This window comes from Kitasatospora sp. NPDC036934, from assembly GCF_055608425.1.
The window spans coordinates 272,507-292,240 of sequence record NZ_JBVJQR010000008.1 but is presented as its reverse complement, the minus strand read 5'-3'; the positions used below and the strand labels follow the sequence as shown (position 1 = coordinate 292,240).

21 protein-coding genes and 1 pseudogene are annotated in these 19,734 nt (G+C 72.7%); 15 read left to right on the top strand and 7 right to left on the bottom strand.

Annotated elements, in window-relative coordinates; all coding sequences use genetic code 11:
- Positions 1–112: 112 nt before the first annotated feature.
- From ACZ7BZ_RS15220 to ACZ7BZ_RS15200, 5 genes are all read left to right on the top strand, one after another.
- Positions 113–814 carry a response regulator gene (locus ACZ7BZ_RS15220; RefSeq protein WP_470358774.1) on the top strand — a complete coding sequence of 234 codons (702 nt, stop codon included), beginning with the start codon at positions 113–115 and terminating at the stop codon, positions 812–814.
- Between the two features lie 198 nt (positions 815–1,012).
- A complete protein-coding gene (locus ACZ7BZ_RS15215; protein WP_470358727.1) occupies positions 1,013–2,221 on the top strand; it encodes a cytochrome P450 in 1,209 nt (402 codons plus the stop codon).
- Positions 2,222–2,248: 27 nt separating this feature from the next.
- On the top strand, positions 2,249–3,406 hold the full coding sequence (locus ACZ7BZ_RS15210; protein WP_470358726.1) for a type III polyketide synthase: 1,158 nt from the start codon (positions 2,249–2,251) through the stop codon (positions 3,404–3,406).
- 365 nt (positions 3,407–3,771) lie between these two features.
- Positions 3,772–4,365 (top strand): NUDIX domain-containing protein, encoded by a 594-nt coding sequence (locus ACZ7BZ_RS15205; RefSeq protein WP_470358725.1) that lies wholly within the window; start codon positions 3,772–3,774, stop codon positions 4,363–4,365.
- 81 nt (positions 4,366–4,446) lie between these two features.
- Positions 4,447–4,896: an SHOCT domain-containing protein gene (locus ACZ7BZ_RS15200; RefSeq protein WP_470358724.1), complete on the top strand. Its 450-nt coding sequence runs from the start codon at positions 4,447–4,449 to the stop codon at positions 4,894–4,896.
- A 94-nt stretch (positions 4,897–4,990) separates the two neighbouring features.
- Here the strand turns inward: ACZ7BZ_RS15200 and ACZ7BZ_RS15195 are convergent, their stop codons facing one another.
- A complete protein-coding gene (locus ACZ7BZ_RS15195) occupies positions 4,991–7,471 on the bottom strand; it encodes a Tex family protein (RefSeq protein ID WP_470358723.1) in 2,481 nt (826 codons plus the stop codon).
- A gap of 355 nt (positions 7,472–7,826) precedes the next feature.
- Here ACZ7BZ_RS15195 and ACZ7BZ_RS15190 point away from each other — a divergent pair, with 355 nt between their 5' ends.
- Both ACZ7BZ_RS15190 and ACZ7BZ_RS15185 read left to right on the top strand, forming a co-directional pair.
- The gene (locus tag ACZ7BZ_RS15190; RefSeq protein WP_470358722.1) at positions 7,827–8,726 is read left to right on the top strand and encodes an aminoglycoside phosphotransferase family protein; all 900 of its coding nucleotides are present in this window, start codon (positions 7,827–7,829) and stop codon (positions 8,724–8,726) included.
- Positions 8,727–8,967: 241 nt separating this feature from the next.
- Positions 8,968–10,314 (top strand): methyltransferase domain-containing protein, encoded by a 1,347-nt coding sequence (locus ACZ7BZ_RS15185; RefSeq protein ID WP_470358721.1) that lies wholly within the window; start codon positions 8,968–8,970, stop codon positions 10,312–10,314.
- A 31-nt stretch (positions 10,315–10,345) separates the two neighbouring features.
- Here ACZ7BZ_RS15185 and ACZ7BZ_RS15180 read toward each other — a convergent pair whose 3' ends face one another.
- Positions 10,346–11,248, bottom strand: a complete 903-nt coding sequence (locus ACZ7BZ_RS15180; protein WP_470358720.1) for a LysR family transcriptional regulator — start codon at positions 11,246–11,248, stop codon at positions 10,346–10,348.
- Between the two features lie 72 nt (positions 11,249–11,320).
- Here ACZ7BZ_RS15180 and ACZ7BZ_RS15175 point away from each other — a divergent pair, with 72 nt between their 5' ends.
- From ACZ7BZ_RS15175 to ACZ7BZ_RS15155, 5 genes are all read left to right on the top strand, one after another.
- Positions 11,321–11,719 (top strand): RidA family protein, encoded by a 399-nt coding sequence (locus ACZ7BZ_RS15175; RefSeq protein WP_470358719.1) that lies wholly within the window; start codon positions 11,321–11,323, stop codon positions 11,717–11,719.
- A gap of 84 nt (positions 11,720–11,803) precedes the next feature.
- Positions 11,804–12,316 carry a DUF6232 family protein gene (locus ACZ7BZ_RS15170; protein ID WP_470358718.1) on the top strand — a complete coding sequence of 171 codons (513 nt, stop codon included), beginning with the start codon at positions 11,804–11,806 and terminating at the stop codon, positions 12,314–12,316.
- A complete protein-coding gene (locus tag ACZ7BZ_RS15165; protein ID WP_380459546.1) occupies positions 12,313–12,636 on the top strand; it encodes a hypothetical protein in 324 nt (107 codons plus the stop codon). The genes ACZ7BZ_RS15170 and ACZ7BZ_RS15165 overlap by 4 nt, the downstream gene beginning before the upstream one ends.
- A 97-nt stretch (positions 12,637–12,733) precedes the next feature.
- Positions 12,734–13,366: a TetR/AcrR family transcriptional regulator gene (locus tag ACZ7BZ_RS15160; protein ID WP_470358717.1), complete on the top strand. Its 633-nt coding sequence runs from the start codon at positions 12,734–12,736 to the stop codon at positions 13,364–13,366.
- Between the two features lie 22 nt (positions 13,367–13,388).
- A complete protein-coding gene (locus ACZ7BZ_RS15155) occupies positions 13,389–14,123 on the top strand; it encodes a tyrosine-protein phosphatase (RefSeq protein ID WP_470358716.1) in 735 nt (244 codons plus the stop codon).
- 175 nt (positions 14,124–14,298) lie between these two features.
- Here ACZ7BZ_RS15155 and ACZ7BZ_RS15150 read toward each other — a convergent pair whose 3' ends face one another.
- A complete protein-coding gene (locus tag ACZ7BZ_RS15150; protein WP_470358715.1) occupies positions 14,299–15,216 on the bottom strand; it encodes a pentapeptide repeat-containing protein in 918 nt (305 codons plus the stop codon).
- A 137-nt stretch (positions 15,217–15,353) separates the two neighbouring features.
- Here ACZ7BZ_RS15150 and ACZ7BZ_RS15145 point away from each other — a divergent pair, with 137 nt between their 5' ends.
- Positions 15,354–15,995, top strand: coding sequence for a GNAT family N-acetyltransferase (locus ACZ7BZ_RS15145; protein WP_470358714.1), 642 nt, complete (start codon positions 15,354–15,356; stop codon positions 15,993–15,995).
- A gap of 31 nt (positions 15,996–16,026) precedes the next feature.
- Here the strand turns inward: ACZ7BZ_RS15145 and ACZ7BZ_RS15140 are convergent, their stop codons facing one another.
- Together ACZ7BZ_RS15140 and ACZ7BZ_RS15135 are read right to left on the bottom strand one after the other, a co-directional pair.
- Positions 16,027–16,806, bottom strand: a complete 780-nt coding sequence (locus ACZ7BZ_RS15140) for an SGNH/GDSL hydrolase family protein (RefSeq protein WP_470358713.1) — start codon at positions 16,804–16,806, stop codon at positions 16,027–16,029.
- A gap of 254 nt (positions 16,807–17,060) precedes the next feature.
- Positions 17,061–17,453 (bottom strand): annotated as a pseudogene (locus ACZ7BZ_RS15135) (winged helix-turn-helix transcriptional regulator); the annotation flags it as partial.
- A 97-nt stretch (positions 17,454–17,550) separates the two neighbouring features.
- Here ACZ7BZ_RS15135 and ACZ7BZ_RS15130 point away from each other — a divergent pair.
- Together ACZ7BZ_RS15130 and ACZ7BZ_RS15125 are read left to right on the top strand one after the other, a co-directional pair.
- Entirely contained in the window at positions 17,551–18,765 is a 1,215-nt protein-coding gene (locus ACZ7BZ_RS15130; protein WP_470358712.1) for a pyridoxal phosphate-dependent aminotransferase, read from the top strand.
- Positions 18,766–18,784: 19 nt separating this feature from the next.
- On the top strand, positions 18,785–19,117 hold the full coding sequence (locus tag ACZ7BZ_RS15125; RefSeq protein ID WP_470358711.1) for a YnfA family protein: 333 nt from the start codon (positions 18,785–18,787) through the stop codon (positions 19,115–19,117).
- A 60-nt stretch (positions 19,118–19,177) separates the two neighbouring features.
- On the opposite strand, the gene ACZ7BZ_RS15120 is transcribed toward ACZ7BZ_RS15125, so the two are convergent.
- Together ACZ7BZ_RS15120 and ACZ7BZ_RS15115 are read right to left on the bottom strand one after the other, a co-directional pair.
- Entirely contained in the window at positions 19,178–19,405 is a 228-nt protein-coding gene (locus ACZ7BZ_RS15120; RefSeq protein ID WP_470358710.1) for a hypothetical protein, read from the bottom strand.
- Positions 19,406–19,465: 60 nt separating this feature from the next.
- Positions 19,466–19,720: a hypothetical protein gene (locus ACZ7BZ_RS15115; RefSeq protein WP_470358709.1), complete on the bottom strand. Its 255-nt coding sequence runs from the start codon at positions 19,718–19,720 to the stop codon at positions 19,466–19,468.
- Positions 19,721–19,734: the final 14 nt, after the last annotated feature.

The window sequence follows — 19,734 nt, the reverse complement described above, 5'->3', positions numbered from 1 at the left end:
GGCCGTGGAGGCCGTGGAGGCCGTGGAGGCCGTGGAGGCCGTGGAGGCCGTGACCGAGGGGACCGTGGAAGCCGTGACCGGGAGGACCGTGGAAGCCGTGGCGGAGGGGACCGTGGAACAGGACCAGCAGCGCCGCCCCCGGGTGGTGATCGCCGACGACCAGGAGCTGGTCCGCACCGGCTTCCGGATGATCCTCACCGCGCGCGGCATCGACGTGGTCGCCGAGGCCGCCGACGGCGCCGAGGCGGTGGCCGCCGCCACCCTGCACCGGCCCGACGTGGCCCTGCTGGACATCCGGATGCCCACCATGGACGGCCTGGAGGCCGCCCGCCGGATCCTGGCCACGGTGCCCGGCTGCCGGGTGATCATGCTGACCACCTTCGACCTGGACCACTACGTCTACTCGGCGCTGTCCGCCGGCGCCAGCGGGTTCCTGCTCAAGGACGTCACCTCGGCCCATCTCGCCGCCGCGGTACGGCTGGTGGACACCAGCGACGCCCTGCTCGCCCCGTCGATCACCCGCCGGCTGGTCGAGCGCTTCGCGGCCGGCGCCCCGCACCCCGCCGCACGCGGCACCACCGCCCCGCGGCTGCACCGCGACCTCGCTCCGCTCACCCCGCGCGAGGTGGAGGTGCTCGGACTGCTCGGACGCGGGCTGTCCAACACCGAGTTGGCGGTCGAGCTGACCCTCAGCGAGTCGACCGTGAAGACCCATGTGGCCCGGATCTTCTCCAAGTTGAACCTGCGCGACCGGGCCCAGGCCGTGGTGCTCGCCTACGAGACCGGACTGGTCGCACCGGGCGCGAACGACTGATCGTCAACTTCGTTACGGGAGAAGATGATTCGCATGACAATCAGCCATCTCACTCAATAGGGGGAACGGCTCCGGGAATTCACATCTTTGCCAGTCCATGGGGGAACATCTGCGTGACCGCGCCCCGACCGCCGACAGCCGGTCCGGGCGGCATCACCCGCGGCATCACCCGCACGACGAACACCATTGGACAGGCCCGTGACCACCAGCACTCCCGTGTGGGACTGCCCCTTCCACCACACCGACGGCCTGGAGTTCGACCCCCTCCTCAAGCGGCTGCTCACCGAGGCCCCGATCGCCAGGATCCGACTGCCGCACGGCGAGGGCGAGGCCTGGCTGGCCACCCGCTACGAGGACGTCAAGGTGGTCACCACCGACCGCCGCTTCAGCCGCGCCGCCGGCATCGGACGCGACCTGCCCCGGATGACGCCCGCCACCATCGCCCAGGCCGAGTCGATCAACCTGATGGACCCGCCCGAGCACAACCGGCTGCGCCGGCTGGTCGCCCAGGGCTTCACCAACCGCCAGGTCGAACGGCTGCGCCCGGCCACCCAGCGGATCGTCGACGGCTACCTCGACGAGATGACGGAGCACGGCGCCCCCGCCGACCTCGCGCACTTCCTCTCCGCCCGGCTGCCGCTCACCACCATCTGCGAGCTGCTGGAGATCCCCGAGCAGGACCGCGACCGGCTGCGCGGCTGGGCCGTCGCGATGATGCGGATGGGCCCGGACAGCCGCGAGGGCCAGGAGGCCGCCAAGGCCGGCCTGCGGGCCTACTTCGCCGCGCTCACCGCCGAACGCCGCGCCGCCCCCGGCGAGGACCTGATCAGCGCGCTGGCCACCGCCCGGGACGGCGAGGACCTGCTGGACGCCGACGAGCTCACCGTCATGGCGATGGTCCTGCTGGTCACCGGCCACGACACCAGCACCTACCAGCTCAGCAACATCACGTACACCCTGCTCACCCACCCCGAGCAGCTCGCCGAGCTGCGCACCCGGCCGGACACCCTGCCGCGCGCCCTGGAGGAGCTGCTGCGCTTCATCCCGTTCCGCCAGGGCCCCGGCATCGCCCGGGTCGCCACCGAGGACGTCGAGCTCGGCGGGGTGCTGATCCGGGCCGGCGAGGCCGTGCACGTCTCCTACCTGACCGCCAACCGGGACGCCTCGGTGTACGAACGCCCCGACGAGCTGGACCTCGACCGCACCGACGGGCCGGTCAACATGGCCTTCGGCCACGGCCAGCACCGCTGCCTCGGCTCGCACCTCGCCCTGATGGAGCTGCAGGTCGCCATCGGCACCCTGCTGCGGCGCTTCCCCGGGCTGCGGCTGGCAGTCGACCCGGCCGAACTCGACTGGAACTCCGGCTCGATCTGGCGCTTCCCGCGCACCCTGCCGGTCGCCTGGTAGCCCCCCGTCCCCCAGGAGACCCCCCTCATGGCCACCCTCTGCCGCCCCGCCATCGCCGTACCCGAACACGTCATCACCCTCGACGAGACCCTCCACCTGGCCCGCACCCTGCACGCCGGCCACCCCCAACTCGGCCTGGCCCTACGGCTGATCGAGAACACCGGGGTTCGCACCCGGCACCTGGTCCAGCCGATCGAGCAGACCCTCGCCCACCCCGGCTTCACCCACCGCAACCAGGTGTACGAGCGGGAGGCCAAGCTCCGCGTCCCCGAGGTGGTCGAACGCGCCCTCGGCCATGCCGAGTTGGGCGCCCAGGACATCGACCTGATCATCTACGTGTCCTGTACCGGCTTCATGATGCCCTCCATGACGGCCTGGCTGATCAACACCATGGGCTTCCGCTCCGACACCCGCCAGGTGCCGATCGCCCAACTCGGCTGCGCCGCCGGCGGCGCGGCCGTCAACCGCGCCCACGACTTCTGCCGCGCCTACCCGGGCGCCAACGTGCTCATCGTCGCCTGCGAGTTCTGCTCGCTCTGCTACCAGCCGAGCGACCTCGGCGTCGGCTCGCTGCTCTCCAACGGCCTGTTCGGGGACGCGATCGCCGCCGTGGTGATGCGCGGCCACGGCGGCCGCGGGGTGCACGTCGAACGCAACGGCTCGCACCTCGTCCCGGACACCGAGGGCTGGATCTCGTACGGGGTCAAGGAGACCGGCTTCCACTTCCAGCTGGACAAGCGGGTGCCCGGCACCATGGAGATGCTCGCCCCCGCGCTGCGCACCCTGGCCGGGCAGCACGGCTGGGACGTCTCCGGGCTCGGCTTCTACATCGTGCACGCCGGCGGCCCGCGCATCCTGGACGACCTCTGCCACTTCCTCAACCTCGAGCCCTCGACGTTCCGCTACAGCCGGGCCACCCTGACCGAACGCGGCAACATCGCCAGCGCCGTCGTCTTCGACGCCCTGGCCCGACTGTTCGCCGACGGCGGGGTGGGCGAGGGCACCACCGGGCTGATCGCCGGCTTCGGACCGGGCATCACCGCGGAGATCTCGCTGGGCAGTTGGGTGGACTCCCCCATCGAGCCGGTCCGCCGGCGGCCGCGCGCCATCTCCACCTCCGACATCGCCCTCGTCCATCAGGGCGCCCCCCGCCGTTTCCCCGCCGGCACTACGATCTCCGATTGACTTCCCTCCCGCCCGAGGGGTTCCCCTCAGTCTCGCGGCTGAGCCGCTGCGCGCGTGCGCCGCGGTGGGACGGCTTCCTGCTTCACCGACGACTGCCCGCCCGGAGTTCTCCGTTGAGGTCTTACACCGTCCGGCTTTCCGGCACAACCAGAAGCGGTACTCGAGGGCCCGCTTCACGCAAGTGGCCACGGGTTACATGATTGGCCGTCAGTTTGTACCATTCGGGCTCTCGCGTTCTCGATGCCGACTCGTCCGGCTTCAAAACGGCCGACCTCGCCACTTCCCCAGCCTCGACCGAGGATCCAGCACGAGATGTCTCATTCCTTCCCGACTTCCAAGGCCTTCACCTCCTCGGAGATATTCAGATGACCGACACCACGGACCGCGCCGACACCGCGGACGCCCCCGCCAGAGCCGCCGAACTCTCCGCCCTGTTCCCGGCGCTGCACGCGCCGCAGTACTGGACCTGGGGCCGCTACGACGCGCAGTTCTCCACCGAGCTGCCGCCGGACGGGCTGGTCACCAACATCCACCTGGTCGGGTTCGCGGGCGGCGGCGTGGTGCTCTGCCGGGACGACCGGAACCACTGGTTCCTGCCCGGCGGCACCCGGGAGCGGGACGAGTCGGTCACCGACTGTCTGGCCCGCGAGCTACGCGAGGAGGCCGGCGCCCGGCTGCTCGGCGAACCGGGCTGGCTCGGCGCACACCGCTGCCACACCGAGGACCCGGTGCCGTACCGGCCGTGGCAGCCGCACCCGGACAAGGCCTGGCTGTGGGGCTGGGGCGAGGTCGAGCTGGACTCGACGCCGACCAACCCGGCGGACGGCGAGCAGGTGGTGGAGGTCCGGACCGTCCCGGTCGCCGAGGCGCAGCGGCTGCTGCTCACCGGGCACGAGGCCTGGTGGGGCGAGCTGATCGGGCTGGCCGTGGAGCTGCGGCGCCGGTCCCAGCAGGGCTGAGCATTCCCGCCGGGGCGGAAGATCACTGGAATGGCCGAACAGCGGAGAGCGGTGTCCGTTTTACGGTGATACGACTTTTTTATGGACACCAACGGCTTGGCTGCTTCACTGGCAGTGGATTATCCGGTGCTCAACATCTTCTGGACGATGTTGGAGCTGTTCCTGTGGATCCTCTGGTTCTTCCTGCTGTTCAAGATCATCTCGGACATCTTCCGCAGCCATGACCTGAGCGGCTGGGGCAAGGCCGGCTGGCTGGTCCTGGTGATCATCCTGCCGCTGATCGGCATCCTCGCGTACCTGATCGCCCGCGGCCAGGGCATGGGGATGCGGGACGTCGAACAGGCCCAACAGGCCGACGCGGCCGTCCGGGCGTACATCCGGGACGCCGCCGGGACGCCCTCGGAGGGCGGCGCCGGCGCGGGCGCCGGCCGCAGCCACGTCGAGGACCTGGCGAGACTGGCCGACCTGAAGGACCGCGGCGCCATCTCCGAGGAGGAGTACCAGAAGGCCAAGGACAGGCTCCTGACCTGACCGTCCGAGCAGCACCACGGCCGGGCCGGTGGACGCGTGAGGCGTCCACCGGCCCGGCCGTTCCCGGAGACCCCCGGCCGTTCCCGGAGACCGCTCAGCGCCGTCCGGAGCGCCGGTCCTTGGAGCCGCCGTCGCCGCCGCCGGTCAGGCCGGCCCGGCGCAGCGCGTCCGCCATGGCGCTGTTCGCCAGCGGGGCGTTGCCGCCGGAGCCGCCGCCGCGCCGCTCCTGGCCGCCACGGCCGCCCTGAGCGCCGCCCTGGCCGCCCTGAGCGCCCCGGTCGCCGCCGCGCCGCTCCTGGCGCGGCGGGCGGGCCTGCCGCTCACCCCGGTCACCCCGGTCGCCGCCCCGCTCCCGGCCCCCGCCGACCTCGTCGTCCAGCCGCAGGGTCAGACCGATCCGCTTGCGCGGCACGTCCACCGTGAGCACCCGGACCTTGACGATGTCGCCCGGCTTGACCACCTCGCGCGGGTCCTTGACGAAGTTCCGGGACAGCGCCGAGACGTGCACCAGGCCGTCCTGGTGGACGCCCACGTCGACGAAGGCGCCGAAGGCGGCCACATTGGTGACCACGCCCTCCAGCACCATGCCGACCTCCAGGTCGCCGATCTTGTCGACGCCCTCCTTGAAGGTCGCGGTGCGGAAGGCCGGGCGCGGGTCGCGGCCCGGCTTGTCCAGCTCGCCGAGGATGTCGGTGACGGTCGGGACGCCGAAGGTGTCGTCGGCGAAGTCCGCCGGGCGCAGCGCCCGCAGCCGCTCGCCGTTGCCGATCAGCTCGCGCAGCTCCCCGCCGGTGGCGGCGAGGATCCGGCGCACCACCGGGTAGGCCTCGGGGTGCACGCTGGAGGCGTCCAGCGGGTCCTCTCCGCCGGGGATGCGCAGGAAGCCCGCGCACTGCTCGAAGGCCTTGGGGCCGAGCCGGGAGACGTCCTTGAGCTGTCGGCGGGTGCGGAACGGGCCGTTGGCGTCGCGGTGGGCCACGATGTTGTCGGCCAGCGTGGCGGTGATGCCGGAGACCCGGGTGAGCAGCGGCGCCGAGGCGGTGTTGACGTCGACGCCGACGGCGTTGACGCAGTCCTCGACCACGGCGTCCAGCGAGCGGGAGAGCTTCACCTCGCTCAGGTCGTGCTGGTACTGGCCGACGCCGATCGACTTGGGGTCGATCTTGACCAGTTCGGCCAGCGGGTCCTGGAGACGGCGGGCGATCGACACCGCGCCGCGGATCGACACGTCCAGCTCCGGCAGCTCCTGGGAGGCGAACGCCGAGGCCGAGTAGACCGAGGCGCCGGCCTCGCTGACCATCGCCTTGGTGAGCTTCAGCTCGGGGTGGCGCCCCAGCAGGTCCTCGGCGAGCTTGTCGGTCTCCCGGGAGGCGGTGCCGTTGCCGATCGCCACCAGGTCGACGTCGTGCTTCTTCGCCAGCGCGGCCAGGGTGTTCAGCGCCGCGTCCCACTTGTTGGCGGGCTGGTGCGGGTAGATCGTCTCGTACGCGACCACCTTGCCGGTGGCGTCCACCACGGCGACCTTCACCCCGGTGCGGAAGCCCGGGTCCAGGCCCATGGTGGCGCGGGTGCCGGCCGGCGCGGCGAGCAGCAGGTCGCGCAGGTTGGCGGCGAAGACCCGTACCGCCTCGTCCTCGGCCTCGGCCCGCAGTCGGGACCGCAGGTCGATGCCGAGTCGCACCAGGATCCGGGTGCGCCAGGCCCAACGGACAGTGTCGGCCAGCCACTTGTCGGCCGGGCGGCCGCGGTCGGCGATGCCGAAGCGGGCCGCGATGCGCTGCTCGTAGTCGTTCTCCCCGGGCAGGTCGCCCTCGGAGTCGCCGTCGTAGGGGGAGAATTCGAGGTCCAGCACCTCCTCCTTCTCGCCGCGCAGCATCGCCAGGATGCGGTGCGAGGGGAGCTTGGGGTACGGCTCGGCGAAGTCGAAGTAGTCGGCGAACTTGGCGCCGTCGGCCTCCTTTCCGTCCCGCACCCGCGCGACCACCCGGCCGCGGCTCCACATCCGCTCGCGCAGCGAGCCGACCAGGTCGGCGTCCTCGCCGAAGCGCTCGACCAGGATCGCCCGGGCGCCCTCCAGCGCGGCCGCGCCGTCCGCCACCGACTCGTTCAGGTACCCGGCGGCGAGCGCGGCCGGATCCTGCGTCGGGTCGGCGAGCAGGGTGTCGGCCAGCGGCTCCAGCCCGGCCTCGCGGGCGATCTGCGCCTTGGTCCGCCGCTTCGGCTTGAACGGCAGGTAGATGTCCTCCAGCCGCGCCTTGGAGTCGGCGGCCAGCACCTGGGCGCGCAGCGCGTCGTCCAGCTTGCCCTGGGACTCGATCGACTCCAGCACGGCCGCCCGGCGCTCTTCCAACTCCCGCAGGTAGCGCAGCCGCTCCTCCAGGGTGCGCAGCTGGGCGTCGTCCAGCGAGCCGGTGACCTCCTTGCGGTAACGGGCCACGAACGGCACGGTCGAGCCGCCGTCGAGCAACTCGACGGCGGCCTTCACCTGCCCCTCGCGGACGCCCAGTTCCTCGGCGATCTTGCGCTCGATCGCCTGCTGGGCCTGCCGGGCCACCTGTTCGACTGGCGTGGTCACGAAGCCGGTCACCTTCTCCTTCAGTGCTTTCGCCGTACGCCCAGCATTCTGGCAGGTACCGGTGACGGCTCCCGGCCGCACCCGGGGCGGCGGGCGTGGCGCGAACCGGCCCCGGCCCCAACGAGTTGCGAGCGGAGTCCAGTTGTGGCTTCCCGGGCTGCCGGGCGTGAACACCCCGGGCACCTCCGAGGCCTCCGCGCCGGGCCGCTGTGCGCGGTGGCGCCGGTCGGGAACGTGCTGCGGTACGGCCGGGGCGGCACCGTCCGGGGGCGGATCACCCTCCGCTGATCGAACTCCGGTACGCAGTTCGCCGATCCGGCTGATCCCCGGCGATCCGCGCTGTACGCTGCCGGGCATGTGCGCTGCCGCCCGGATGCACCCCGATGAACCGGTCGTCGACGCTGCCCTGGTACGGCGGTTGATCTCCGCCCAGTTCCCGCAGTGGGTGGGCCTGCCGGTCACCCCGGTCGGGTCCGCCGGGACGGACAACGCGATGTTCCGGCTCGGGCCCGAACTCGCCGTCCGGCTGCCCCGGGTGGAGTGGGCCGCCGGGGACGTCCGCCGCGAGCACCGCTGGCTGCCCCGGCTGGCACCGCTGCTGCCGCTGCCCGTCCCCGCCCCGCTGGCCGTCGGCCGCCCCGCCGCGGGCTACCCGTGGGAGTGGTCGGTGGTGCGCTGGCTCGACGGCGTCAACCCGGCGGTCGGCGTGCTCGCCGCGCCCGAGGCGCTCGCCCGCGACCTGGCCGGCTTCGTCACGGCCCTGCGCACCCTCGACCCGGCCGGCGCCCCGGCCGGCCCCCGCAGCGTGCCGCTCGCCTCCCGGGACGGCTCCACCCGTGCGGCGATCGCCCAGCTGACCGGCGCCATCGACACCGCGGCCGCGACCACCCTGTGGGACAAGGCGCTCCGCCTCCCCGACCACGCCGGCCCACCGGTCTGGATGCACGGCGACCTCACCCCCGGCAACCTGCTGCTGAACCGCTCCGGCCGGCTCGCCGCCGTCCTCGACTTCGCCCTGATGGGCGTCGGCGACCCCACCACCGACCTGCTGCCCGCCTGGAACCTCCTTCCCGCCTCCGCCCGCCCCGCCTTCCGGGCCGCCCTGCGCGCCGACGACGCGATGTGGGCCCGCGGCCGCGCCTGGGCCTTCTCCATCGCCCTGGTGACCATCCCGTACTACCGCCACACCGACTCGGCCCGCACCGCCCACGCCCGCCACGTGATCCGCGAGGTGCTCGCCGACCGCAGCGTCTGAAGGCCGCCCGCGCGTCTGCAGGTCGGCGCGGAAGGTCGGCGCGGAAGGTCGGCGCGGAAGGTCGGCGCGGAAGGTCGCAGCCTGCGAGTCCCCGCGCACGGACGGGTACGAGACGGCGGTGACGGACACGGTGGGGACGGCCGCTCGCCGGAGATCGTCCCGGGACGGGGATGGCGCGGGTTGTGGCGGCCCGGAGGGAGCGGGACGCTGTTCTTACACCTCTGGAAGGGGGTTGATCGGCATGTCGTTCATGCAGGTCATCGAATACGAAACCACCGAGGCCGACCGCGTCGACCGGCTCATGGACGAGTGGCTGCGGGCCACCCACGGCAAACGCACCGCCCAGCACGCCACGATCGGCAAGGACCGCGACCGGCCCTCCCACTTCGTCCAGATCGTGGAGTTCCCCTCCTACGAGGAGGCGATGAAGAACAGCGACCTGCCGGAGACCCGGCACATCGCCGAGGAGATGCGGGAGGCGTGCGACGGGGCTCCGCGCTTCGTCAACTTGGACGTGGTCCGGGACATGACGCTCGACGAGGACGCGCTGGAGACCCTGATGGGCCGCGTCGTCAACGATCTGGGCGCCGTGGCGATCGCACCGCTGCTGTCGATCGGCGACCGGCTCGGGCTCTTCCGGGCCATGGCGGACGAAGTACCGCTCACTTCCTCCGAGTTGGCCGAAAGGACGGGCACCCAGGAGCGCAACGTCCGGGAGTGGCTGGCGGCGATGGCGGCCAGCGGCTACGTCGCGCTCGACCCGGACGGACGGTTCCGGCTCACTCCCGAGCAGGTCGCCGCCTTCTGCGACGAGGACAGCCCCTTCTTCGCCCTCGGCGGCTTCCAGTCCTTCATGGCCGCAGCCGCGCAGGAGACCCGCGAGAAGCTGCAGCGCGCCTTCGTCGAGGGCGGCGGCGTGGGTTGGGAGCAGCACCACCCGGACCTGTTCACCGGCACCGCGCGCTTCTTCCGCCCCGGCTACGCGGCGCACCTGGTGCAGGAGTGGCTGCCGGCCCTGGACGGCACGGTGGAGCGACTGCGCACCGGCGGCAGCGTCGCCGACGTCGGCTGCGGGCTCGGCCACTCCACCATGCTCATGGCCCGGGCCTTTCCCGCGTCCGGCTTCACCGGGTTCGACTACCACCTGCCCTCGGTCGAGAAGGCCCGGGCCCTGGCCGAGGAGAACGGGCTGGCAGGGCGCACCGCCTTCGAGGTGTCCGGCGCCGCGGACTTCGGCGGCGGCCCCTACGACCTGATCACCTTCTTCGACTGCCTGCACGACATGGGCGACCCCGTCGGCGTGCTCTCGCACTGCCGGGCGCGCCTCTCCGACGGCGGCGTGGTGATGCTGGTCGAACCGCACGCCCAGGACGACCTCGCCGACAACCTGAACCCCCTCGGCCGAGCCTTCTACAGCGCGTCCTCACTGATCTGCGTGCCCGTGTCCCAGGCACAGCCGGTCGGCCGCGCCCTCGGCGCCGCCGCCGGCGAGGCGCGCACCCGCGAGGTGGCCGCAGAGGCCGGGTTCCGCCACTTCCGCCGAGCCACCGAGACCCCCTTCAACCTGGTCTACGAACTGCGGAACTAAGGCCTGTCCGGCGGAGCCTGCCGGACAGGACCTAGGACGCCCGGTGCCGCCCGGTGATGGCCAGCAGGTGGGCCACCAGCGGACTGCGGTCGTCGGCGCGCCAGGCGACGGCGGCGCGGGTGCGGGCGGTGCCGGGGTCGATCCGGCGGAAGGCCACGCCGCGCAGCCGGATCCGCCGGATGCTCGCCGGGGCCAGCGAGACGCCGAGCCCGGCCCCGACCAGGGCGCACACCGTCTGCCACTCCACCGCCTGCTGCCCGGCCCGCGGGGTGAAGCCCGCCCCGACGCACAGGCCGGTGATCCGGTCGTACAGCTGCGGCCCCTCCTCCCGGGGCAGCAGCACGAACGGCTCGTCCGCCAACTGCCCGAGCTGAACGGTCCGTTGGGCGGCCAGCTGGTGATGTGCCGGGAGCACGGCGACGAACGGCTCGCTGAGCACCGTCCGGAACCGCAGCTCCGGTTCGTCCGCCGGCGGTTCGCGGAGCAGGCCGACGTCGATGCCGCGCTCGCGCAGGGCGGCGAGCTGCGGCGCACTGGTCATCTCCCGTACGTCCAGCCGCACCCCGGGGTGGCGGTCCCGGAAGGTGCGCAGCAGCCCGGGCAGCACGGTCAGGGCGAGCGAGGCGGAGAACCCGATCCGCAGCCGGCCCGCCTCGCCGCCCCCGACCGCCCGGGCGGCGGCCAGCCCGTCCGCGAGGTCGGCCAGGGCCCGCCGGGCGGCGGGCAGCAGCTCGCGCCCGGCGGGGGTCAGGGTGACACCGCCGGGCTCCCGCCGGAACAGCGGGTGGCCGACCTTCTCCTCCAGCCGGCGGATCTGCTGGCTCAGCGGCGGCTGGGCGATGCCGAGGCGGGCGGCGGCCCGGCCGAAGTGCAGTTCCTCGGCGAGCACGGCGAAGGCGTGCAGCTGCGGCAGGGGTAGTTCCGGGCGCTCCATACGCGTAGGGATATCAGATCGGCACCGGATGAGTATTGGACGTATCTCCGCAGGCCACCTAGCGTTCGGCGCATGACGAACACGACGGATCGACGCGCCGTCCTCAGCGGCTCCACCTTCGAGGAGCAGATCGGCTACGCCCGCGCCGTGGTGGACGGCGACTGGGTGCACATGTCCGGGACGACCGGGTTCGACTACGCCACCATGACCATCTCCGAGGACGTGGTGGAGCAGGCCGAGCAGTGCCTGCGCAACATCGGGGCCGCGCTGGCCGAGGCCGGCTCCGGCTTCGCCGACGTCGTACGGGTGCGCTACCTGCTGCCCGAGCGTGCGGACTTCGAGCCCTGCTGGCCGGTGCTGCGCCGCTGTTTCGGCGAGGTCCGACCGGCCGCGACGATGCAGGTCTGCGGTCTGGCCGATCCTCGGATGCGGATCGAGATCGAGGTGACGGCCCGGCGGCGGGGCGCGTGAGATCCGGCCGATCCGCCGCCAGGCCCCCACCCGTCCGCAGCCATTGCTATGGTTCTCCCCGCACGAGCGGCAGGGGGAGCGGACTTGGCACGGAACGTGATCGACGTCAGGGTGAGCCGGCGGGTGTTGTGGATCGGCGGCGACGCGTACCCGCTGCAGCACATCGCCCGGGCACGGCAGTTGGTGTGGTGGCCACCCAAGCGCTCGCGGACGATCATCAGGTTCGTCCGACAGGTGCTGGGGCTGCTGTTCGCCGCCAGCTTCCTCAGCGCGCTCACCCACAACTCGACGGACAAGACCCAGGCGGCGGCCGTCCCGGCCGTGCTGCTGGTGGCGGGCTTCCTGTTCTTCCTCTACCGGTTCGTCACCCGGCTGCGGCAGAAGCCGCTCTACAAGCTGGTCATCGAGACCTCGAACGCCGCGACCACCGCCGTGGTGAGCCACAACGAGTGGCAGATCAGCAACCTGATCCAGATGATCATGGAGGCGATCGACAACCCCCAGGCGGAGTTCGCGCTCCAGGTGGAGAACCTCCACGTCGGCGACAAGATCACCCAGTACGGCGACCACAACACCGGAAAGCGGGTCGGACAGTGAGCAACTCCTTCCACTTCGGTGACTCCGTCACCCAGCACGGCGACCACAACATCGGCATCGTCAAGAACCAGGGCCCGGTCGACCCGCAGGCCGCCCTGCGCGAACTGGTCACCGCCGTACGGCTGTTGCGCGACCAGGTGCCGGCCGAGGACCGCGAGGTGCTCGACGAGTCGCTGGAGGCCATCGGTGACGGCTCCGAGGCCTCGCCGTCCGCCCTGCGGCGGGCGCTGCGCAACATCTCGGGAGTGGCCTCGCTGGTCCGGGCGGGCGCGCCGGTGGTGGAGTCGGTGCGGCGGATCCTGGACTCGCTCAGCTCCTGATCTCCGCTCCTGATCTCCGCTCCTGATCTCCGCTCCTGATTTTTCGTACCGGGTCAGAAACCTGCCCCGGTCAATCCCGGCTGCTAGCCTGGCCGGCATGACAGGACTGCGGGAGCTCAAGAAGGAACGAACGCGACGGGCCATCTCCGAGGCGGCCATCGCGCTCTTCCTGCAGCACGGCTTCGACCAGGTCTCGGTGGCCGACGTCGCGGCCGCCGCCGAGGTCTCCAAGCCCACCCTGTTCAGTTACTTCGCCAGCAAGGAGGACCTGGTCGTCCACCGCTTCGCCGACCACCAGGAGCAGGCGGCGGACGTGGTCCGGGGCCGGGCCGACGGCGAGAGCGTCCTCGACGCCCTGCGCCGGGACTTCCTGGACGGCCTCGCCCGGCACGACCCGGTCACCGGCCTCAACGACCACCCCCAGGTGCTGGCCTTCACCGCGCTCGTCCACGGCACCCCGAGCCTGGCCGCCCGGGTCGGCTCCTACCTGGCCCGCGCCGAACAGTCCCTCGCCGAGGCGCTGCGCGAGGCCCCCGGCCTCGCGCAGCCCCGCGAACTCACCGCCCCGCTGCTCGCCGCCCAGGTCACCGCCACCCAGCGGGTCCTCGCCCTGCACAACTGGCACCTCATCCACGACGGCGGCCGCACCGCCGACGACCTCCACCCCGAGGCCGTCGCCGCCGCCGACCGCGCCTTCGACCTGCTCACCGGGGGCTACGGCCAGGGTTGACACCGCTGGATACAGTCCGGGCATGACAACGCGTCACGTCGAATTCGAGGACCTGCACAACTTCCGCGACCTGGGCGGCTACCCGGCCGCCGACGGCCGGACGGTCCGCTGGGGCCTGCTCCACCGCTCCGACTCGCTCGGCAAGCTCACCTCCCCCGCCGACCTGGACCGCCTCCGGACCCTCGGCGTGCGGACCGTGATCGACCTGCGCTACGACTGGGAGATCGCCGCCAAGGGCCGGGTGCCCCACTTCGACGGCCTGGAGTACCACCACCTCTCGATCGAGCACCGCCCGTACGACCAGGCCTCGATCGACCCCGCCCTCGACCCCTGGCGCTACCTCGCCGACCGCTTCGCCGAGGTCGCCGAGGACGGCGTGCGGGAGATCCGCCGGGCCCTGGACGTGATCACCGACGCCGAGGCCCCGGTCGTCTTCCACTGCGCGTCCGGCAAGGACCGCACCGGCCTGATCGCCGCCCTGGTGCTCACCCTGCTCGGCGTCTCCGAGGACGACATCGCCGCCGACTTCGCCCTCACCGAGCGCGCCACCCCGCGGCTCATCGCCGACTGGCACGCCGCCCACCCCGGCCGCACCCTGGGCTGGCCCGGCTACGGCCGCGCCCCGGAGACCGTCATCCGCCTCACCCTCGCCGACCTCGCCGCCCGCCACGGCTCCGTCGAGGCCTATCTCACCGGCCCGGTCGGCTTCGCCCCGGACCGGGCGGCCGCCCTGCGGTCACGGCTGCTCACGTCCTGACCACCTGCGTCGAAGGCGATCCAACCGCCGGTCGACCGGCCGTCAACCTCGTGCACGCCTCCACCCCTGCGCCCCCGGCCTCCCGCCGTGCGGATCGCCGCGGTCGCCCCGGAGGACCCGCTCCACCCCGGGCCCTGATCCCGCAGCGCGGGCCCTGGGGCGTGTCCGACATGCCCTAACGGCGACGCGGCTTGCCGGGGCGGCTGCCGCCCCTGCGCGCGGGCTTGCGGTCGGCGGACGCCGGGGCCGGGGCGGTGTCGGGCCAGTGGGTGGGGCGGGTGAGGGCCGCCGGGAGGCGGGTGGTGGCGTCGCCGCGGGCGGCGTCGAGCTGGGCCTGGGTGAGGAAGAGGGCGGTGGTGAGGTCGGCGCCGGCCAGATCGGCGTCGCGGAGGTCGGCGCCGATGAGGTCGGCGAGGCGCAGGTCGGCGCCGGAGAGGTCGGCGGCGACCAGGAGGGCGCCGCGCAGGTTGGCGCCCTGGAGGTCGGCGCCGCGCAGGCGGGCGCCGAAGAGGTCGGCGCCGCGGTGTTCGCGGCGGCGGGGGACGGAGACGCGGACGAGTTCGCTGGCCCGCAGCAGGAGGTCGCTGATCCGCCCGCGGTGGGCCGGGACGTCGACGGCGAGGATCTCCTCGGGGGTCCCGCCCGCGAGGCGGTCGGTCTCTTCGAGGGCCTGCCGCAGTTCGGGGTGAACGGGCCGGGCGGGGGCGAAGGTGAGCGCCTCGGTGAGGTACCGGAGCAGTTCGTGGAGCTGCCGGACGACCGGGAAGACGTCGAACATCGGCTTGGCGCTCGCGGGTTCCTCGCGCCAGCTGACCCCGCCGAAGGTGACCTGGGAGACCCGCTGTCCGGCGCCGAAGCAGTCGTAGACGGTGCAGCCCTGGAAGCCGCTGTCGCGGAGCCGGGCGTGGATGCCGCAGCTGAAGTCCGTCTGCAGGTTGCGGCAGGGGGTGCCAGCGGCCTTGTCGATGGCGAAGTCGGCGCCGGCGGCGAACGGCAGGGCCGCGCAGCAGAGTCCGAAGCAGCTGCCGCAGTCGGCCTGGAGCGGGGTCGGCGCGGCCGCCGTGGGGTCCTGCGGCGACTCGGTCTCACTCACGGTCCGGGGTCCTTCCAGCGGCTGGACGCCGGTGGAGTCCGGCGCGTCGAACCCGTCAAGATTACTGTGCAGGCCACCCCCCACGCGGGTAAGGTGTAAGTGCCTAGAGAGACCCTTACATGCGGAGGAATCGCGCCATGCCGCAGTCGAACATCACCGAGCTGGTCCGAATGTGGATCAGCGGCTGGACCGTCTCCCGAGGCGCCGCCGACCCGGTGGAGCAACCCTGGGGCTGGACCATCGACGTCGGCGCGCCGACCAGGGAGGTCGGGCGGCACGTGCTGCCCGAGCCGACCGAGGCGGAGGTCCGCAAGCTCGCCGAGGCGACCACCGCGCCGACCACCTGGCTGAAGCTGTTCGCCGAGGACGCGACCGTCCGGCCCTGGCTCGGCCCTCAGTGGCGACTGGACCCGCCGGGCTTCCTGATGACCGCCCCGCTCACCCCCGAGCGGCCGGCCATCCCGGCCGGCTACACCCTGACCCACTGGGAGCGGGGCGGGATCCTCCGGGTGCTGCTGCGCACCGAGGAGGGGCACCTCGCCGCCCGCGGCCAGGCGGGCCTGGCCGGCGCGGTGGCCGTGCCGGACCAGATCGTCACCGCCCCCGAGCACCGCCGCCGGGGCCTGGGCTCGGTAGTGATGGGGGCCCTGCGGTCCGGCGCGTACGAGACGGGCGCCCGCACCGGCGTGCTGGTCGGCACGGTGGACGGCCAGGCGCTCTACACGGCCCTCGGCTGGACCACCCGCGCCCCGATGGCGAGCCTGGTGCTGGAGCCCTGACGAGCGACCCCGGCCGACGGCCGGGCCCGCACTAGCGGTACGGCAGCAGCTCCGGCCGCTTCGGCGGGCGGCCGTCGCCGGAGGAGCGGCCGGTGAGGCGGCGGCCGATCCACGGGCCGAGGTGAGCGCCCAGCCAGCGGGCGTCGGAGCGCAGCTTCTCGGCGCGGCCGGGCGGGGCGGCGGCGGCCAGCGGGGCGCGCCAGTCGAAGGCGGCGGGGCGGCCGAGGGCTTCCAGGACGCCTTCGGCGACCCGGCGGTGGCCCTCGGGCGAGAGGTGCAGGCGGTCCTCGGCCCAGAGCCGGCGGTCGTCGAAGCAGGGTGCGGAGAACAGGTCGACGACGGCGATGCCGTCCTGCCGCCCGAGTTCCTGGACGAAGGCCTTCATCCGCCGGATGGCGGGCAGCAGCCGGGCGCTGCCGGCCATCCGGCGGGTGGGGTCGGTGCTGGTGAACAGGACGACGGTGGCACCGCCGGCGCGCAGTTCCTCGACGCAGCGGCCGAGCAGCCGCTCGACCCGGTCGATGTCGCAGCCGGGGCGCAGCACGTCGTTGAGGCCGCCGGCCAGGGTGACGAGTTCGGCGCCCATCCCGACCGCGGTGGCGAGCTGCTCGTCGTGGATCTGGCCGATCAGCTTGCCCCGGACGGCGAGGTTGGCGTACCGGAAGTCCTCGGCCTGGCCGGCGAGCACGGTGGCGACCCGGTCGGCCCAGCCCCGGTAGTGGCCGTCGGGATGGAGGTCGTCGCACATGCCCTCGGTGAAGGAGTCCCCGATGGCGACGTAGCTGGTGTAGCTGCGGCTGGTGGTGGGCACGGGCGGCCTCCGCTCTCCTCTACTGGCTCCGGTGGCTCCGGCGAAGCGATCCGACGATCGTACGCGTGCACTTGCCAACCAGTTCCGCGGGGGCCCGGCCCGCCCATTCGGCGTCCAGTGCGCGTTTATCGCCCCGGGCCATCCTGGGTCCACGGGGCGGCGGCCGGCGACGGGGGCCTTGCCGCCGCCCCCTCATCCGGCCCGTGGCCGCCGCCCCCCTCACCGCACCGGCTGGGCGTTCACCCCGCGACGGTCGCACCCGTCGCCGCCGGAGCAGTCGTCGCCGTCGCCGTGAACCAGTGCTCGCGCACCGCGTCGGTGGGCCGCTGTTCGCCGAGGGCGCCGAGCCCCCACTCCCCCAGTGCCTCGATCACCGGCCGCAGTCCGCGGCCGCGCTCGGTCAGCTCGTACACCGTGGCGTTGGCCGGCCGCTCCAGCTTGCGGCGCAGAGCGAGCCCTTCGCCCTCCAGCTGCTTGAGCCGGGCGGCGAGGATGTCGGTGGAGACGCCGGGCAGGTCGGCGTGCAGGTCGGTGTAGCGGCGGGGGCCGCGCAGGAGTTCACGGACGATCAGGAGGCTCCAGCGCTCCCCCACCGCGTCCAGGGCGCGGGCGACGGCGCAGTACTGGTCGTAGCTTCGGCGTGACATGTGGATCAGCATAGCCAAGAGGTTGGACTTTCCAAGTGCCAACTTGGTAGAACAAAGCTGAAGCAACGGAGCGGTGGTGACGGTCGGGAGGCCGCAGATGGAGTTTCGCCAGTCCAGCAAGCTGAATGGCGTGTGCTACGAGATCCGGGGCCCGGTGGTGGACCAGGCCAACGCCCTGGAGGAGGCCGGGCACAGCGTGCTGCGGCTGAACACCGGCAACCCGGCCCCGTTCGGCTTCGAGGCGCCCGAGGAGATCATCCAGGACATCATCCGCAACCTGCCCTCGGCGCACGGTTACAGCGACTCGCGCGGCATCCTGCCGGCCCGCCGCGCGGTGGTGCAGTACTACCAGCAGCGCGGTGTCCAGGGCGTCGGCGTCGACGACGTCTACCTCGGCAACGGCGTCTCCGAGTTGATCCAGATGGCGATCACCGCGCTGGTCGACGACGGCGACGAGGTGCTCGTCCCGATGCCGGACTACCCGCTGTGGACGGCCTCCGTCCGGCTGGCCGGCGGCAAGGCCGTGCACTACCTGTGCGACGAGCAGGCCGAGTGGTACCCGGACCTCGACGACATCGCCGCCAAGATCACCGCCCGCACCAAGGCGATCGTCGTCATCAACCCCAACAACCCCACCGGCGCGGTCTACCCGAAGGAGCTGCTGGAGGGCATCCTCGACCTGGCCCGCCGCCACCAGCTGATGGTGCTGGCCGACGAGATCTACGACAAGATCCTCTACGACGGCACCGAGCACCACTGCCTGGCCGCGCTCGCCGACGACGTGCTCACCCTCACCTTCAACGGCCTCTCCAAGGCCTACCGGGTGGCCGGCTTCCGCAGCGGCTGGCTGGTCGTCTCCGGCCCCAAGCAGCACGCCACCGACTACCTGGAGGGCCTGACCATGCTCTCCGGCATGCGGCTGTGCCCCAACGTGCCCGCGCAGTACGCCGTCCAGGCCGCGCTCGGCGGCCACCAGTCCATCAACGACCTCGTCCTGCCCAGCGGCCGGCTCACCGAGCAGCGCGACATCGCGGTCAAGGCGCTCAACGAGATCCCCGGCGTCAGCTGCGTCAAGCCCAAGGGCGCCCTGTACGCCTTCGCCCGGCTGGACCCGGCGGTGCACCGGATCGTCGACGACGAGCGGTTCGTGCTGGACCTGCTGCTGCGCGAGAAGATCCACGTCGTCCAGGGCACCGGCTTCAACTGGCCCCGCCCGGACCACTTCCGCTTCGTCACCCTGCCGCGCGCCGACGACCTGGAGACGGCGATCAACCGGATCGGGCGCTTCCTGGCGACGTACAAGCAGGTCTGAGCGCCTACGATCCACCGTCATGACCACCCTGCGCTCCATCGCCCTGTTCGCCGTCGCCGCGCTCGCCGAGATCGGCGGCTGCTGGCTGGTCTGGCAGAGCGTGCGCGAGCAACGGCCTTGGTGGCTGGCCGGGTTGGGCGTGGTGGCGCTGGGCGCGTACGGCTTCGTCGCGGCGCTCCAGCCGGACGCGGACTTCGGCCGGGTGCTGGCCGCCTACGGCGGGGTGTTCGTGGCCGGCTCGCTGCTCTGGGGCGTGGTCGTGGACGGCTTCCGGCCGACCCGCTTCGACGTGCTGGGCGCGCTGGTCTGCCTGGCCGGGGTCGGCGTGATCATGTACGGGCCCCGGCGCTGAACCCGGGCTGGCCCCGGCGCTGAACCTCCAGCGCCGGGGCACCGTCACGAGCGCGGGGACCTACCAGCCCCAGCCGCCGCCCTGGCCGTCGTCGTCGCTGTCGGAGTCCCAGCCCTCGCCGACCGTGCGCAGGATCGTGCAGTTGTCGATCCGGGTGCCGTTCTCGGCCAGCGCGGTGACCTTCATGACCGACTTCCGGCCCAGGTGGGCCGGGGTGACGTCGACCTTGACGAAGGAGTAGCCGGTGTAGCGCACCCGCGACCACTGGATGGTCTCGGGGGTCTTCACCCGGCCCTTGCTCCAGTAGGAGGTCTGGACCTCGTCCTGGTGGTTGGCTCGGGGCGGGCGTCAGGCGGAGGGCTCGTCCCAGAGGTTCGCCGACCGGTTGCCGGTGCCGTCACAGGTACGGCAGATCTCGTCCCGGTAGGGCTGCTTGGCGCCGGTCGCGTCCACCCGGTAGCGGACGTACACCCCGGTGCCGTCGCAGAGGAAGCAGTTGCCGCCCCCGCCGCCCACCTCGGTGGTGCCGGTGCCCTGGCAGGTACGGCAGTTGAGGCCGGCGGTCCGGCCGGTGCCCGCGCAGATGCGGCAGACCGTCGTCATCGTCTTCCTCCCTT